This window comes from Vibrio sp. Vb1018 (assembly GCF_033338775.1).
Classification (GTDB): domain Bacteria; phylum Pseudomonadota; class Gammaproteobacteria; order Enterobacterales; family Vibrionaceae; genus Vibrio; species Vibrio alginolyticus.
The window spans coordinates 202,515-218,447 of sequence record NZ_JAWOTI010000004.1; the positions used below are offsets into that span (position 1 = coordinate 202,515).

12 protein-coding genes and 6 tRNA genes are annotated in these 15,933 nt (G+C 42.7%); 10 read left to right on the forward strand and 8 right to left on the reverse strand.

Annotated elements, in window-relative coordinates; all coding sequences use genetic code 11:
• Nucleotides 1–121 precede the first annotated feature (121 nt).
• The 4 genes from R7Z10_RS07000 to dld all read left to right on the forward strand — a co-directional run bounded on the left by R7Z10_RS07000 (nt 122) and on the right by dld (nt 3,539).
• Nucleotides 122–195, forward strand: a tRNA-Cys gene (locus R7Z10_RS07000).
• A 37-nt stretch (nt 196–232) separates the two neighbouring features.
• Nucleotides 233–308, forward strand: a tRNA-Gly gene (locus R7Z10_RS07005).
• 239 nt (nt 309–547) lie between these two features.
• Entirely contained in the window at nt 548–1,450 is a 903-nt protein-coding gene (locus R7Z10_RS07010) for a LysR family transcriptional regulator (protein ID WP_047101034.1), read from the forward strand.
• Nucleotides 1,451–1,832: 382 nt separating this feature from the next.
• Nucleotides 1,833–3,539, forward strand: a complete 1,707-nt coding sequence (gene dld, locus R7Z10_RS07015; RefSeq protein ID WP_047101035.1) for a D-lactate dehydrogenase — start codon at nt 1,833–1,835, stop codon at nt 3,537–3,539.
• A gap of 140 nt (nt 3,540–3,679) precedes the next feature.
• Here the strand turns inward: dld and R7Z10_RS07020 are convergent, their stop codons facing one another.
• The 4 genes from R7Z10_RS07020 to R7Z10_RS07035 all read right to left on the reverse strand — a co-directional run bounded on the left by R7Z10_RS07020 (nt 3,680) and on the right by R7Z10_RS07035 (nt 8,090).
• Entirely contained in the window at nt 3,680–3,988 is a 309-nt protein-coding gene (locus tag R7Z10_RS07020; RefSeq protein ID WP_017820198.1) for an AzlD family protein, read from the reverse strand.
• Complete coding sequence (locus R7Z10_RS07025; RefSeq protein WP_017820197.1) at nt 3,985–4,716, reverse strand: AzlC family ABC transporter permease; 732 nt, start codon at nt 4,714–4,716, stop codon at nt 3,985–3,987. Before R7Z10_RS07025 ends, R7Z10_RS07020 begins: the two co-directional genes overlap by 4 nt.
• A 311-nt stretch (nt 4,717–5,027) precedes the next feature.
• Nucleotides 5,028–6,257, reverse strand: a complete 1,230-nt coding sequence (gene alr, locus R7Z10_RS07030) for an alanine racemase (RefSeq protein WP_047101038.1) — start codon at nt 6,255–6,257, stop codon at nt 5,028–5,030.
• 201 nt (nt 6,258–6,458) lie between these two features.
• Nucleotides 6,459–8,090 (reverse strand): methyl-accepting chemotaxis protein, encoded by a 1,632-nt coding sequence (locus R7Z10_RS07035; protein ID WP_005375988.1) that lies wholly within the window; start codon nt 8,088–8,090, stop codon nt 6,459–6,461.
• Between the two features lie 550 nt (nt 8,091–8,640).
• Between R7Z10_RS07035 and R7Z10_RS07040 the strand changes: the two genes are divergently transcribed.
• The 4 genes from R7Z10_RS07040 (at nt 8,641) to R7Z10_RS07055 (ending at nt 11,053) form a co-directional block, all read left to right on the forward strand.
• A tRNA-Leu gene (locus R7Z10_RS07040) sits at nt 8,641–8,727 on the forward strand.
• A gap of 36 nt (nt 8,728–8,763) precedes the next feature.
• Nucleotides 8,764–8,837 (forward strand) — tRNA-Cys (locus R7Z10_RS07045).
• Nucleotides 8,838–9,144: 307 nt separating this feature from the next.
• Entirely contained in the window at nt 9,145–10,668 is a 1,524-nt protein-coding gene (gene amyS / locus R7Z10_RS07050; protein WP_047101041.1) for an alpha-amylase, read from the forward strand.
• A 130-nt stretch (nt 10,669–10,798) separates the two neighbouring features.
• Nucleotides 10,799–11,053: a hypothetical protein gene (locus tag R7Z10_RS07055; protein WP_047101042.1), complete on the forward strand. Its 255-nt coding sequence runs from the start codon at nt 10,799–10,801 to the stop codon at nt 11,051–11,053.
• Between the two features lie 74 nt (nt 11,054–11,127).
• On the opposite strand, the gene R7Z10_RS07060 is transcribed toward R7Z10_RS07055, so the two are convergent.
• Together R7Z10_RS07060 and R7Z10_RS07065 are read right to left on the reverse strand one after the other, a co-directional pair.
• Entirely contained in the window at nt 11,128–11,916 is a 789-nt protein-coding gene (locus R7Z10_RS07060) for a lipase (protein WP_005375991.1), read from the reverse strand.
• A 69-nt stretch (nt 11,917–11,985) separates the two neighbouring features.
• Nucleotides 11,986–12,915 (reverse strand): CHAD domain-containing protein, encoded by a 930-nt coding sequence (locus R7Z10_RS07065; RefSeq protein WP_047101155.1) that lies wholly within the window; start codon nt 12,913–12,915, stop codon nt 11,986–11,988.
• A gap of 301 nt (nt 12,916–13,216) precedes the next feature.
• Between R7Z10_RS07065 and R7Z10_RS07070 the strand changes: the two genes are divergently transcribed.
• Together R7Z10_RS07070 and R7Z10_RS07075 are read left to right on the forward strand one after the other, a co-directional pair.
• Nucleotides 13,217–13,303 (forward strand) — tRNA-Leu (locus R7Z10_RS07070).
• Nucleotides 13,304–13,339: 36 nt separating this feature from the next.
• A tRNA-Cys gene (locus R7Z10_RS07075) sits at nt 13,340–13,413 on the forward strand.
• A gap of 5 nt (nt 13,414–13,418) precedes the next feature.
• On the opposite strand, the gene R7Z10_RS07080 is transcribed toward R7Z10_RS07075, so the two are convergent.
• The gene (locus R7Z10_RS07080) at nt 13,419–14,411 is read right to left on the reverse strand and encodes an LLM class flavin-dependent oxidoreductase (RefSeq protein ID WP_047101045.1); all 993 of its coding nucleotides are present in this window, start codon (nt 14,409–14,411) and stop codon (nt 13,419–13,421) included.
• Between the two features lie 235 nt (nt 14,412–14,646).
• Nucleotides 14,647–15,852 carry a diguanylate cyclase gene (locus R7Z10_RS07085; RefSeq protein WP_318104457.1) on the reverse strand — a complete coding sequence of 402 codons (1,206 nt, stop codon included), beginning with the start codon at nt 15,850–15,852 and terminating at the stop codon, nt 14,647–14,649.
• Between the last annotated feature and the right edge of the window lie 81 nt (nt 15,853–15,933).

Below are 15,933 nucleotides of genomic sequence, written 5' to 3' on the forward strand. Positions count from 1 at the left end.
TCGAATTGACTTAAAAGAAATCAAACGAACAGAAAATGAAATGTTTTTGTTTGACTATCTTCTCTCAATCCGTAAAGTAGCCACCAACGCAACGGGGTAGAGCCCTGAAGCGTAATAAAAAGGCGCCTTGGCAGAGTGGCTATGCAGCGGATTGCAAATCCGTGGACCTCGGTTCGACTCCGGGAGGCGCCTCCATTATTCTTTTGAGAGCGAATGGCTTTCGAGAATAAATGCGACACTAGCTCAGTTGGTAGAGCGCAACCTTGCCAAGGTTGAGGTCACGAGTTCGAACCTCGTGTGTCGCTCCAAATTATTCAGATATGGCCATGGCGGTATCTCGATGCCAAGTGCATCAACTTAAAACCAGCGAAAGCTGGTTTTTTTGTATCTGAAGACTGATAAATTCACACCATCTCTTTTTCATTACCTGTGAGCTTAGCAACCCCATCTCTGTCACGAGTTTCTGATATTAAGTGTGACCCGATGTTTCGCACCTCAGCCAATTTCAGTTTACAATACGGGCTTCCAAAGGATTTGACGAAGACGCATGAGAAATACCGACGATTACATCATTTTTTATCACTTGATCGAGCAAGGTTCATTCAGTGCTGCCGCGAGACATATGTCACTGACCAAATCGGTCGTCAGTAAACGGATTGCCAAGCTTGAACAAGAGCTTGGTGTACAGCTTCTCTACCGAACAACGCGAACGCTAACGTTGACTGAAGCAGGACGAGCGTTTTTTACTCATGCAAAAGCGGTTTATCAAGCGGTGGCAACGGCGGAAGAATCCATTGTGGGTTTAGGTAAAAACTTATCTGGAAACATTAAAATTTCGGTGCCTACTATCTCTGGTGAATTAATTCTTCCTCAAGTGATTAATGAATTTAATCAGAAATACCCAGACATCAATATCGATATGGATCTAGATAATCGTTTCGTCGATATCGTGAATGAACGTTTTGATTTGGCAATTAGAACGGGTGTGTTGCCAGATTCTAGTCTGATTGCAAGAAAGCTGGTGGATGCGAATTGGATCATTTGCGCGTCACCCCAATACCTAGCTAAACATGGCATACCTAAACAACCTCAAGCCTTGGCTAAACACAATTGTTTAGTCTATTCCTACCAAGAAACCGGAGCGCATGAGTGGGCGTTTAAAGATGGAGACGAGGTATATCAAATCACCGTCGACGGTAACCTCTGTACCAACAATTCTTCTGTATTGAGAAATGTGGCGCTGTTAGGGCAGGGAATCATCTATGTACCGCGTGTATTGGTTTATGAAGACTTAAAGCAAGGCAGTCTGATTCAGTTATTTAAAGACGAAACCGCCAAATGTTTGGGTATTTATGCGGTGTATCCTTACACTCGTCAGCAACCAGAAAAAATTAAGATCTTTATCGATCATCTATACTCAAGCTTTCAAAGTCAAAACCATCGATTTTAAGCCAATAACTCAACACCGATCGTTATATTGGTGTTGAGCTTATGTTTCCATCTTCATTTCTAAGAATCCTCTTAAATTTAGGGGCTTACGCTTCTCCTCGTTTTCTTCACTAATATTGATAACAAGATACCCCGCACAACTGTTAACAAATGGTTTTGCTATTGTTTCTTTTAAGAAACGGTCTGTTTCTTACGTTAAATTTCTCAAATGTGAAAGATAAGTGACAGAAAAATAAAGAATTATTTTGTTTGTTGTTTATTGATTACGTATTGCACGCCCGTCTGACATAGACGCAGAGAAATGGACTGCTTATAGTGGCTCAAACGCCATGCCTGCCGCTAAGCGGTGTTGTGAGCGAAGTACAATAACTAGAGATACGGATATGAAACAAAAGCAGCTGATTGAAGAATTTAAAGCCATCGTTGGGGAAGAAAATGTTCTAACCGACGAGGTTAAAACGAAATATTACCGCTCGGGGTTTCGTTCGGGTAGTGGTAATGCGCTTGCTATCGTGTTTCCTAACACTCTTCTAGAACAATGGAAGATTATTAAACAGTGTGTTGAAGCAAACTGCATCATTATCATGCAGGCGGCTAAAACAGGTTTAACAGAGGGCTCGGCTCCGAGTGGTAATGATTATGATCGCGATGTGGTTGTGATCAATATTACCAAAATCAAGAAGATTCACTTATTAGATGGCGGTAAGCAGGCGGTTTGCTTGCCTGGTGCGAGCTTACACTCTCTGGAGAAAGAGTTGAAGGCAGTGAACCGAGCACCGCATTCTATCATCGGCTCTTCATCCCTAGGTGCCACTGTGGTCGGTGGTATCGCTAATAACTCAGGCGGTGCGCTAGTTAAGCGTGGTCCTGCTTATACGGAACTGGCGATCTATGCGCAGGTGGATAAGCAAGGCCAGTTACATTTGGTGAACCACCTTGGTATTGAAGGATTAGGTGAAACGCCAGAAGAAATTCTAACAAACCTGCAAGAAGGGAACTTTGACCCAGCGAAGATCATTCATGATGAGCGAATGGCGTCAGACAAAGAATACGATGAACGTGTTCGAGACGTGACTTCTGACATTCCTTCTCGCTTTAATGCCGATGAACGCCGATTATTTGAAGCCAGTGGCTGCGCTGGTAAGTTGGGGATTTTTGCCGTTCGGGTTGACAGCTACCCAGTCCCAGAAAAAGAGCAGGTTTTTTACCTTGGCACCAATGACCCTGCGAAACTAACGAAGTTGCGAAAAGACTTCTTATCTACGTTTGATAACTTGCCTGAGATGGGAGAATACTTGCATCGAGATATCTTCAACATGGCAGAGAAGTACGGCAAGGATGTGTTCTTATCCATCGACTTGTTAGGCACAGATAAGCTGCCAAAAATGTTCGCACTTAAAGCTAAGGTAGAAAACTTCTTAGAGCGCATCCCGTTTGTCAGTAAATATCTGCCAGACACCATTTTGTACTACGCGAGCAAGTTGTTCCCACAACATTTACCAGAGCGAATGCTGGATTTCCGTGACAAGTATGAGCATCACCTGGTATTGAAAATGAGTGATGGTGGTATTGCTGAAGCACAAAAATACCTCAAGGAAGTTTGGGCTGTTGAAGACGACTGTGATTTCTTCGAGTGTACGCCGGAAGAAGGTAAAAAAGCTTATTTACATCGCTTTGCAGCAGCAGGTGCAGCAATTCGTTACGAGACGATTCATCGAAAAGACGTAGAAGACATCGTTGCACTTGATATCGCTTTGCGACGTAATGATGAAGAGTGGCTAGAAACTTTGCCTGAAGAGGTGAGTAAGAACCTTGTTCAAGCGCTCTATTATGGTCACTTTATGTGTTACGTCTTCCATCAAGATTACATTTTCAAAAAAGGGACTGACACGAAGTTGATGAAAAAGCTGATGCTAGAGCACCTCAATAGCCGTGGTGCCAAATACCCAGCAGAACATAACGTGGGTCACTTGTATGAAGCCGAAAACTCGTTGCAGAAGTTTTACCACGAATTAGACCCAACCAATACCTTTAACCCTGGTATTGGCAAAATGGACAAATATAAGCGCAATTGTAACTGCTGTGCATAATGTGCTGCATCACCATGATTAATAATCGTTGTTCATCGTTAAAATGATGAGCATAAGATAAGCCCTGATGACACTTGTGACATCAGGGCTTTGTGTTTTGGGTCTTTTATTGATGATTGGTATCGGCTTTGAAACAACGACTAAAGAGCACGTACTGCAGCGGCAGCGATGATGCCTGCTGCGATTGCGGGTAGAGGCTTTTTCACGATGAACATGACAACGGCAGTAGAAAACAGTGCTGCTCTAGCACCATTATCACCCTCTACTGCTAGCGGAGCTAAAAGCGCAACCAGTACGGAACCTGACATCGCAGTAATGAAACGTTGAACCCGTTCGCTAATTGGAATGAATGACATAACATACACACCGCCCCAGCGGGTTATGAGCGTGACTAACGCCATAGCGATAATGATAAGCAGTGTGCCACCTAAGGTTGTTTCGATGTTCATGCTTTCTTCTCCTTCCAACAAGCACCCAATACTCCGCCAGTAATGGCGCCAACCACTACGTGGCTATTCTCTGGCAAATACCAATACGCCAACATAGAAGAGGCTGCTGCTATGGCCCAAATCGCAAAGATTCTTAAGTCTTTCGGCCCGGCTACCACCATAGACAGCAGGAAGCACCCCATAACCATATCGAGCCCGAGGCCCACCGGATCTTTGATTGCGCTACCAAAATAAATGCCGATCCAGGTGCCCACAATCCAAAAAGACCACATCGCTAAGCCGCCACCAACAAGTAAGCCAAAGCCTGGTTCTTTTCTACCGAATGCATTGAGTGCCATTGCCCAGTTAGCGTCTGATGCTACCAGCATTACACCGTAACGTTTTGTTGGTGGGAGTTGTCGTAACCATGGATAAAGTGTGGCTCCCATCAAGAGGTGACGAGCATTAATCGCAAATACAGTAATAAGTACTGGAATGAGAGGGACTTCTGCTCCCCACATTTCTAACGTGGCAAATTGTGAAGCACCGGCGAAGACCAGTGTGCTCATCAACATAGTGGGAAATACATCTAGTCCAGTCTGTACGGCAGCAACACCGAAAGCGAGGCCAAATATGACCACGAACATAGAGAGGGGTAAAAGTTGGGTGAATCCGTTCCAGACGTCAAGCCGATTAAATTCGTGCAACTCAGTGGAGGAGCGTTGAAGATGTTGAGTATTTTCTGTCATAGAGATACCTAGCTAGCAGGCAAAGGGGCAGTGCCATACGAGTGTGTTTGTTATTCTTTTGTAAACTTCATGTTTAACATCAATTAGAGGGGCTTTCAAACACTAAGTGCTATATAAAATTGAGCCATCCAAGCGGCTTTAAGAAACAGAGTGTAGAGAGTCGCGCTTGGTAGTGCTAAAGGAGAATAAAACAACAGAAATAGTAAGCTCTGTTCAATTGATAACATCACGAGCTAGTACAGATTAGTAAATAAGAAAGAAAGCGAGCACGAGGCTCGCTTTTTCGCTCTGTTACGAATAACTGAATAGGTTTATTTTACGTAGACACGAGGGTTCGCGCTTCCCCAAACCGTGTATAGTTCAGGGAAGATGACTTCTGCGTGTTTTTCCATCTCAGCAGCTGAAATCGTTTTGCCTTGTTGGGAGCCAAACAAAACAACTTCAGAACCAGGCTCAACATCTTTGATACCTGTAACATCTACCATTGTAGTGTTCATTGAAGCAACGCCCGCAACTTTTGCACGTTGGCCATTGATCAGAACTTCTGCTGTATTCCCCATTTTTCGTGGATAACCATCAGAGTAACCAACAGGAATGTTCGCCATTAAGCTTTCTTTGCTTGTTGTGTAGCTGCTGTCGTAACCGACTGTGCTATTTTTTGGAAGGTGGTGAACGGATGCCACGCGTGTTTTGAAAGACACGATAGAAGGGTACTCAGGGTTAGTTGGTAAGTCTCCGTATAAAACGCCACCAGGACGAACCATATCAAGCTGGGCCTCAGGAACATTAAGCGCGGTGTAAGAGTTTGCTACGTGCAGTAAAATGTTGTCGCGTTTTAGATTCGCTTCTTTAATCAGCCATGCAGAACTGTCTTTGAATGAAGCTAACTTTTGGCGCACGTCGTCTGCATTGTAGTTAGGGAAATGAGTCATGATACCAACAATACTAACGCCAGCTTGTTGAGCGATTTCTAGCGCTTCTTTCTTGCCCGCTTCTGTCGTCATATCAACACCATTACGTCCCATACCACCGTCGTTCAGAGCAAGGTGAACTTTGATTTCTTTACCAGCTTTCTCGGCTAGTTTAGACAGTGCTTTAGCTTGCTCTGCTGTGCCTATCAACTCTTCGACATTTAGGTCGATTGCGGCTTCAATCTCGCCAATATCCGCTGAGCGTACACGCATGAGTTGGCCTTTAAAGCCACTGTCGCGAACAGTTTGTGCTTCGGCGTTACTTGCAACGGCAACGCAAGGAATTTGTTGTTCGATAATAGTCGGCATCAGGCCTGCGATACCATTACCGTATGCGTCGGCTTTCATCACGGCGCAGATTTTCGTTTTGCCATCCATGTGCGATTTAAACTGCTCAATATTATCGCGGAACTGACCTAAGTTTATTTCTAGCCAAGCGTTAGCACCTTGAACTTGCTCTGCTTTTGCTGCTGTATTGCTAATTTGAAGAGGAGCGGCAGTGGCTTGCATTACAGGAACCGCGATTGCAGCAGCGATAGTCAGTGATAGTAAGGTTTTATTTAAGCGCATAAAGTCTCCGTACGCGTTTTTTGTATTGGTTATGTTATTGAGTACTTGGGGAAAGTACCTGACGAAGTAAAACGCTCCAAGTGGTGCTTTGGAGCGTTTATTAAGATAGTGATTTAATATATACCTAAATATACCTCAGTGATGACATTCAATTTAAGCAAATCGGGATTGATTTGATATCTACTAAGGTATCCACTGAGTTTAACTCAGTTTAAAGCGGCTCATTACATCTTTAAGAGAAATGGATAGCTGGCTTAGTTCGCGGCACGCCTGTGCGGTTTGCTCCGAACCTTGCGAGACCTCTTGAGATGCCAAATGTATGTTTTCAATGCTGCGGTTAAGCTCTTCTGCAACAGAGTCTTGCTGGTTACAAGCCGTGGCGATTTGGGTACCCATGTCTGAGATGTCCGAAATCGAATGCTCAATGTCGCTCATCAGCTGTTTTGATTGAATGCCTTGTTCTGCACATTCTGAAATACTGGTTCTAGAAAGTTCAGTGGCTGATTTTGCGTCTTTTGCAAGTGATTGTAGCTGCTCAATGATCGAAGTGATTTCACTCGTTGAATCTTGCGTACGGCCGGCAAGAGTTCGAACTTCGTCTGCAACGACGGCAAAGCCACGACCAGACTCACCAGCACGCGCCGCTTCAATGGCTGCATTAAGTGCAAGTAGGTTGGTTTGATCGGCGATGTCGCGGATAACATCCACGATCACGTTAATTTTATTCGATTGCTGTTCAAGCTCTGCTACGGTATCGCCTGCAGCGCCAATTACGTTTGAAACTTCTTGAATCGCGTCAACCATACCTTGGGTTTCACGAACACCGTGTTGTGTGCGGCGGTTTGCTTCGTTAGCTTGGTTCGCTGAGTCTTCAGTGTTACGAGCAACATCGGCTACGGCCGCTTTCATTTCTGTCATTGCTGTTGCGATGTGCGTAATTTGCAGCTGTTGATCTTTCATACCAGACGCAGAAATATCGGAGATTTGGTTCATCTCTTCGACAGCGCTGCTTAACTGAGTAACTGCAGCAATCACATTATCGATAACTTGGCGTAAGTCGTCTTGCATCTTAGTGGTCGCGTCTGCCAGTTCACCAAGCTCGTCATTGCCGATTGCTTTACGGTCAATGTCACTTGATAGATCACCTGTCGCGATGGCATTTGCTTGCTCAACAACAAGTTTAAGTGGGCCACAAATTAGGCGAGTCAGCACGTATGTCATGCCTACCATGATCAGTAGAATAATCACGTTACTTGCAATTGAAGAATTACTCAATCCATTTACAGAGGACAGGATATGAGTTTTGTTGCTGTCCATAGCTTCTTTAAGGAGACGGATTAGTTCGCCTAACTCTGAGTCAACCGCTTCGAAAGCAGACAAGGAGTTCGCCAAAATAGGGTGGGCCTTGCTTTTGTCGTTAGCTAGCATCGCTTCATTGTACTGGTCCATAGTAACCAAGTACTTTTTCCATTGACGCATAAGACGCTGGTAAGTTTGCTGCTCTTCGCCAGGCCAGATAGTTTCACCGTAAGCGTTGAGCTCTCTAGTGATCTTTTCGCGTTCTCTAATATTGTTAGAAATTTTAGTTTTGACTTGGTCTGCGTCTTCATAAGTGTACGCAGCAAATTGAGCTCGGCGCCAGCGAGACAAGTGATCTCGAATCGAATCGACCCTTTCCATTGCAGGAAGCGTATCGTCGGTATAGTTTAAAAGCTCAGATTTGATGCTTTTGAGCTCTGTAGATAAAAATACGCCAAATGCAATGTTGACGATGGCAATGAGTAAAAACGATAGCGATATCTTTTTCGCTATAGAAAGATTCTTGATAGACATTAGTGATATACCTTGTTTTTCTTATGTTGTGTCGCCAAAGTAAACCACATCCTTATATGTGATATATGTCCATTAAATTACTGCAACTCGTGTAACGTACCATTATTTATTGATATTTTCGATAATGAATTGAGCTTTGTTTGAAAATAAAAAAAGTCAATGATTTTATAAAGGTACGACCACATTCGATATAAAGTTATCGGTAACAAAATATGATGTTCTGTACGCAGTCGTGCCAAGAGTAGGGAATCAAATTGTTACAGATGTTACAACGATGAAAAGATCAGCGTTCATAACGTGATAGTCGCGTGTTTACCTCGAAGCAGTTACGGACACTAGTATGCGTATGACTTCATAGCTAATGAAAGGGAACGGGTGCTTATTGGTCTAATTGAATGCCAAACGTACTAGTCAGATCGCTTTTTAAGCACTTAAATCAAAAAGATAAAATTTATTGTTGACCAGATAAATTAATCCGTTAAAGTACGCCTCGTTCTCACGGCAAAGGCCGCTGAGACAGATGGTGTCTAACCCATCGCATGATTGCGTTGCCCTGGTGGTGGAATTGGTAGACACAAGGGATTTAAAATCCCTCGGCGTTCGCGCTGTGCCGGTTCAAGTCCGGCCCGGGGCACCATCAAAATCTTTGGTGACAGAGATACAAAATCAGAAAGGCGCCTTGGCAGAGTGGCTATGCAGCGGATTGCAAATCCGTGGACCTCGGTTCGACTCCGGGAGGCGCCTCCACTATTTCGAAAGCCAGTCTTAAATGACTGGCTTTTTTCGTTTTTAGTCCGCCTTTTCGTAACCCTTCGCGCTTTCCTAAAGTCTCCCATGTTTTGATCACCATTCAATATTTTTAATGCGCTAATCATTGATTTTATAAATGTTAGACAACTCAATAATTGTATAGTGTGATTGGTGATAGTTTCTCTTCGATTGTAATCCGAACTTTTTGTATTACAGGCAGCAACCTAGCTAGCGTCATAGTTAGTATCGCTTGGTGCGTATATGCAGAAAGGAGGATTCTAGTCCTTAACGTGAGAGAAAAATAATGAAAACATTCAACCTTAAACCTACACTTTTACCCTTAACTTTGCTGCTCAGTTCGCCTGTAATGGCGGCACAAAATGGCACCATGATGCAGTATTTCCATTGGTATGTGCCAAATGACGGTGCACTCTGGACACAAGTTGAAAACAACGCGTCGGCACTATCTGATAACGGCTTTACTGCGTTATGGTTACCACCCGCCTATAAAGGTGCTGGTGGTAGCAACGACGTCGGTTATGGCGTTTATGATATGTACGATTTGGGAGAGTTTGATCAAAAAGGTTCGGTGCGCACCAAGTATGGCACCAAAGATCAGTACCTAAGCGCCATCAATGCTGCCCATAAAAACAATATCCAGATTTATGGCGATGTGGTGTTCAACCATCGCGGTGGTGCGGATGGAAAGTCTTGGGTTGATACCAAGCGAGTAGATTGGAACAACCGAAATATTGAACTTGGTGATAAATGGATTGAAGCGTGGGTAGAGTTTGATTTCCCTGGGCGCAACGACAAGTACTCAAACTTTCATTGGACGTGGTACCACTTTGATGGCGTGGACTGGGACGATGCTGGCGAAGAAAAAGCTATCTTCAAATTCAAAGGTGAGGGTAAGGCATGGGATTGGGAAGTTAGCTCGGAAAAAGGCAACTACGATTACCTTATGTACGCTGATCTAGACATGGATCACCCTGAAGTGAAGCAAGAGCTGAAAGACTGGGGCGAGTGGTATATCAACATGACGGGTGTGGATGGGTTTAGAATGGACGCGGTGAAGCACATCAAATATCAATACCTGCAAGAATGGATTGATCACCTACGTTGGACAACAGGGAAAGAACTATTCACGGTCGGAGAGTACTGGAACTACGATGTGAATCAGCTGCATAACTTTATCACCAAAACTTCTGGCAGCATGTCTCTATTCGATGCACCGTTACACATGAACTTCTACAATGCTTCTAAATCGGGTGGTAGCTACGATATGCGTCAAATCATGGATGGTACGCTGATGAAGGACAATTCAGTCAAAGCGGTAACCTTAGTAGAAAACCATGACACTCAACCTTTGCAGGCTTTGGAGTCGACGGTTGATTGGTGGTTTAAGCCGCTCGCTTACGCGTTTATCTTATTGCGTGAAGAAGGTTATCCATCCGTGTTTTATGCAGATTACTACGGCGCGCAGTACAGTGATAAAGGACATGACATCAATATGGTCAAAGTGCCTTACATTGAAGAGCTAGTAACACTGCGTAAAGATTATGCGTATGGCAAACAACATTCTTATCTCGACCACTGGGATGTAATTGGTTGGACTCGAGAAGGTGATGCAAAGCATCCACATTCAATGGCCGTGATCATGAGTGATGGACCTGGCGGCTCGAAGTGGATGTATACGGGTAAACCAAGTGCTCGCTACGTAGACAAGTTGGGTATCCGAACTGAAGAAGTTTGGACTGATGCGAATGGTTGGGCTGAGTTCCCAGTAAACGGCGGATCTGTCTCGGTTTGGGTTGGCGTTGAATAATCCATTCCCGTGATTTTGATACAGAGTAGGCAATTCTTGATAAAACTTTTCAATGAATCAATGTGTTATTTGATATTCATTCAGCAAATGAGTAACTTATATTTGAGCATAATCTAGAGGAAGATAAAGAATGGAATCTATTGCTGATGTATTGGTTGTGGCTATTGTGTTCGGTGCCATATTTGGAGGCGGGATAATAAAGTTAATCTTGAACCATCGTAAAGAAGTAAGAGCGTTGGAGATATCTGAACGTAATATGATGAGCCGAGAAGAACAAGATGACCTTAACAAGCAAATTGGTGACTTGAAGCGACGCGTTGAAGTGTTAGAGCGAATTGTCACAGATAACAAATATCAACTTGAAAAAGAAATTGCCTCTCTGTAGATCACCACTTAATCGTAAAGCCGGCGGAGTCCGGCTTTATCGTGTCTGTACGTCATACCTTTCGGATGTTTAACTCAGCGTTCATCAAAAAAGTCTTTGTCGCGAATGTATTTACTCATAAAGTGATAAGAGAACGGTCGCATTAACCAACTAAATAAGGAGCGCCCAAGCCGTATGAGCGTTGGGGTGTTCTCGTATATTCTCCCGTTATATAACCATAGCATTTTGCCTACATGCCAATACAAAAAAGGTACGGGCGGCATGAAGGTCACGATGTCGATGTCGCAACAAATCCTGTATGTTTTGTGCCCCAAACGGTAGCGTTTCTTAAACGTCCAATCTCCGACAGCGGGCTGTCCGAAAGTGACCACGCGTTTAATGCTTTTGGGGTATTTTTTCTCAATATAGTCAGCAAAAACACTGCCAATCGCGCCACCTGAAGAGTGGCCAGTAATAGTGATTCTTTTTCCCCTGAGAATAAGTGGTACAACGATACCTTCGAGGCGTTCGATCACGGTCAACCCTAACCGATCTTCATTCCGGCTCGGTAAACTTTCTTGGAACAACAGATGATAGAAACCCGCGTGAATGCGATAGTTTAGTCCCAACCTTCGACAACTTCTCGTCCACATCGCGAAGTTCAACAACCAATCACTGATACTGTGTGAGCCTTTAATCACTACGACCACTTCACTCTGTTTTTTACTCCAGAGCACGCGAATCATAATCTTACCGTGTTCATTTCTAATGACTCGTTGCCCATTAGGATCGAATCCATATTGAGTTTGTCTGAAGACGCGAGGGTAGGCGAGATTACAAAGCACCGCATAGCGCTCGTATTGGTATCGTTTTAATGGTTTCACGTTATCTTTCTTAGTGGAGCCCAACGATTGACTGTAATTAATGAATATTAAGAATACGTGAACCTTGATTTAGGGTCGGTAGAGATTTTGTGTATTGGAATCGCGAACGAAAGACTCTAACTGGCTTAAATGCGTCAAGATGGTTTGGCGAGAGAGTTCATGATGTTCGCTAAGCACGTTAATTAGCTTTTTCAAAGCCTTACGATCTTGTTTATTGAGATTTGCTGTTTCTTTGAGTTGTGCGAAAAATTCAATTTGACTTGAAGTGTCGTTAAAGTCACCGAGCTTGTCTTGCAATAGTTTTAGTTGTTTCACGTTGTTTTTGTGCTGTTGGGAAGGATAGAGCGTGGAAAATCCTTCTAACAAATAACGAAGCGCTTTGCACTTTATCCGCATCGAATGAATCACGCTGTCACGACTTTTGTCCGAGATTTTGCGTCGTGCTTTATCAACTTTTTTAAATTGAACGGAGATTTTTTGGCTTGCGAAAAGTAACGCAGGTACGTTGCTATCCACTGGTTCGTGTTGCGTACTTCGCAACATACTATTCCTGATCAAAGTGCAGTGCGTTGTGTATTCTTGTGTAGCTAGCCAACGCGTAACTTTTGCTTGTTCGTAAGCACGTTCAGATTCTATAAAGCAAAAAAGTTGCTCAAGAGACGATTTGTGATTTAGGAGCATTTCAATGTATTGGTTTTTGTCCAAGATAAATACGTCCAAATCACGCAGCTTATTTGTTTTCTTCATCATTATTCTTAAATGAGGTTTCAAAATACGCTGTTCAAAAGGAGGGATCAGTTCGCGAAGTAGTGAGCATAGTGAGCGTATGCGCCTCAGTGTGACGCGATATTGGTGTGTATATTCAGGATCCAAGTCGTCGATGACTCCCTGCTCCAGAGAGCGTGCATAATCAAATTCAGTAAGGAAGAAGTGGGGCACTACGAAGTCGAGTTCGGAGTCGGCATGTAAGGGTAAGTGAAATGATGGTTTTCGAAACATGATGAGCGCTATTTTGTTCTCTGAAATACACATTAAGTTTATACCCATACTGTTAACTTGCGCGATTTGTTGGCTCTTCATTGATATAAAATGAGAAGGTTAAAAGGCACGAAAGCAAAGTGTATTGATGATCAAATAAGCAAAATGATCGCCCTTTGTTCGTTAGAGTCGTCTTTTTAACCATTTGAATAAAAAAGACTAATTTTTTGTTGACCAGATAAATTAATCCGTTAAAGTACGCCTCGTTCTCACGGCAAAGGTCGCGAGATAGATGGTGTCTAACCCATCGCATGATTGCGTTGCCCTGGTGGTGGAATTGGTAGACACAAGGGATTTAAAATCCCTCGGCGTTCGCGCTGTGCCGGTTCAAGTCCGGCCCGGGGCACCATCAAAATCTTTGGTGACAGAGATACAAAATCAGAAAGGCGCCTTGGCAGAGTGGCTATGCAGCGGATTGCAAATCCGTGGACCTCGGTTCGACTCCGGGAGGCGCCTCCATTCTTTTACTTGTCCATGAGTTCCGATAGTAACCTGTAGGATCTCAACTTCTCAGATTGTTCAAACACCATCGTGTTTACCATAATTTCATCTGCCCCAGTGCGTTCCAAAAGTTTCTCAATTTTCTGTCTTACATATGTTTGATCACCATGGATAGATTCACGTAATTGAGTTTCAACGTGAAGCTTTTCCTGTGCTGACCATAGTGGTGCCATACTTTTCACTGGTGCGCGAAGTTTTTCGCGATTGCCGCGAATCATTTTTAAGAATTTTTGCTTCTCTGTTGTCGCGAGAAAATCTGCATGTGACTGAGTATCCGCTACGATAACGTTGGCACAAATCATCACATAGGGTTGAGCTAAATGCTCGGATGGGACAAACTCATCTCGATAAAAGTTTAGAGCACGAGACATTGCATCTGGAGCAAAGTGTGCAGCAAATGCGAAAGGTAAGCCTCTCTTAGCTGCTAAACGTGCGCTGTATGTACTCGACCCCAGAAGCCAAATCGGCAGAGATGTGTTGTTACCTGGATAAGCCGCGACTGGTTGATTTCGAGATACGGGACCAAGAAAGAAATTAAGTTCCTCCAACAGCTCTTCAAAGTCAGGATCTATATGCTCTGGTTCCCGCCTTAATGCATGCATTGTTTGGTAGTCGGTGCCTGGTGCGCGTCCTAATCCGAGGTCAATACGACCAGGGTATAATGCCTCTAACGTTCCGAATTGCTCTGCAATAACTAGTGGTGCATGGTTAGGTAACATGATTCCACCTGATCCTAAACGGATCGAGTTCGTGTGCGCTCCAATATGACTGAGTAATACACTGGTTGCGGCACTGGCGATGTCGGGCATGTTATGGTGTTCAGCCATCCAAAACCGATGATAGCCCCAGGACTCGATTGATTGAGCTAATTCAACGGAGCGTTCGAACGTTTCGGTGAAGTTTGTTCCGTCGGACACGGGTGCCAAATCCAGAACAGATAAACGAGGAAAAGACATAGGATAGTTATAGCCTGTTAATGAATCTTAACTATCATATGGTGGTGAAAGTTGACGTTTAAAAGGGGAGGATTAACCATTCACAATGGATTATTTTTCTTCAATGCCTGGAGAGCGTTTAGCTTACGAGTTTAGCTTTTGCTATGTGATAAAAGCGGCTTTATTACTGTAAGTGGCCACAGTGGTCGATGTCGTTGAATATTCGCATGTAGAACGTTTCCACAGCTACTTTAGATTAAAACATAGGCCTCTTTAACAGCGAACTGCTGTTGTCGACAATAGTGAACGAGCTAGCTTTAGAACGTTTTGACTGATACATAGACTTGTCTGCCGCTGTTAATAATTCATGTACATTCGACCCATGCTCAGGATAGAGTGCAATACCAATGCTAGCTCCGACGCATAACTCTTTACCTTTAAAATGAATTACTTTTTCTATTTCTTGGATATAGCGTAGTGCACATGCAGACAGAGACGTACCTGTTGTGTGTGAACGATGAATAATAATAAATTCATCTCCACCAAAGCGGCCTACCATGTCTGATTCGTCGATAATACTTGATAATCTACTAGCTACAGATTTTAACACTGCATCACCTACCTCATGGCCATGGCTATCGTTAATATCCTTAAATAAATTTAAATCTATAAAAAACAAACTAAACCTATTCTCACTGCCTCTGAAATTACGCGTAAGCTGGATCAAATGTTTTTCTATTGCTCGACGATTGTAGATATTAGTTAAGGAGTCGTGCTCAGACAAAAATACCAAACTTTCTTTTTGACGATTTAGAACTGAAGTTTGATTCTCTACTTCTTCTTTAAGTTTTGATTTTGATATTGTTGTGTGGTTTAACAATGCCGCCATTTTATTGAAGTAACAAGACAGATTTTCAAATTCCGTGAATTGATTTTCTGAAGGGATTTTATAGTCAAAATTTGACCTGCTTAATTGTTTTATTCCATTTATAAACCTTTGAAAGCTTCTCTTGAACTTTATTTTTATATAAAAGCATAATAGCATAACAACCAGAGAGATAAAAATAATACCTGCTTGAGTGTAATAATTTAAATTTTGTAGTTTTGTAGACTTATTATTAAGTATTTTTTTATAAATATATATTATTTCATTATTCATATCCTGGGATACAATGTTTATTCTGGATTGTATGACAGGATTTGATTTATTATAATTTACGACTGAATCATAATGGCGATCTTTGTCTAGTAAATGATTATTTTCGTATTGAACTAAAAAATACAGTTCGAGATTCATTTTTTTTAGGTCTTTAGTAAGGTATAAAACATCTTCATTTTGAGATAATAATTCGTTTAATTTGTTATGAGAAATCATGAATTGTGTGAAATTGTTTTTTCCTCTATTTTGAGTGTAAGCCCAAAGATAACTACTTAATGACTCTAATGATATTTGTATGTCCATTATTTGGTTTAATTGTTTCTTGGCTTTATAATCTTCTATTTTTATGAAGCTTATGTATACTATAACGCTGATACATAGTAT

Coding starts and splice junctions, on each gene's coding strand:
- R7Z10_RS07010 (WP_047101034.1), top strand. CDS start 548: ATGAGAAATACCGACGATTACATCATTTTTTATCACTTGATCGAGCAA.
- R7Z10_RS07080 (WP_047101045.1), bottom strand. CDS start 14,411: ATGTCTTTTCCTCGTTTATCTGTTCTGGATTTGGCACCCGTGTCCGAC.
- R7Z10_RS07055 (WP_047101042.1), top strand. CDS start 10,799: ATGGAATCTATTGCTGATGTATTGGTTGTGGCTATTGTGTTCGGTGCC.
- R7Z10_RS07085 (WP_318104457.1), bottom strand. CDS start 15,852: ATGGACATACAAATATCATTAGAGTCATTAAGTAGTTATCTTTGGGCT.
- R7Z10_RS07035 (WP_005375988.1), bottom strand. CDS start 8,090: ATGTCTATCAAGAATCTTTCTATAGCGAAAAAGATATCGCTATCGTTT.
- R7Z10_RS07020 (WP_017820198.1), bottom strand. CDS start 3,988: ATGAACATCGAAACAACCTTAGGTGGCACACTGCTTATCATTATCGCT.
- R7Z10_RS07025 (WP_017820197.1), bottom strand. CDS start 4,716: ATGACAGAAAATACTCAACATCTTCAACGCTCCTCCACTGAGTTGCAC.
- alr (WP_047101038.1), bottom strand. CDS start 6,257: ATGCGCTTAAATAAAACCTTACTATCACTGACTATCGCTGCTGCAATC.
- amyS (WP_047101041.1), top strand. CDS start 9,145: ATGAAAACATTCAACCTTAAACCTACACTTTTACCCTTAACTTTGCTG.
- dld (WP_047101035.1), top strand. CDS start 1,833: ATGAAACAAAAGCAGCTGATTGAAGAATTTAAAGCCATCGTTGGGGAA.
- R7Z10_RS07065 (WP_047101155.1), bottom strand. CDS start 12,915: ATGTTTCGAAAACCATCATTTCACTTACCCTTACATGCCGACTCCGAA.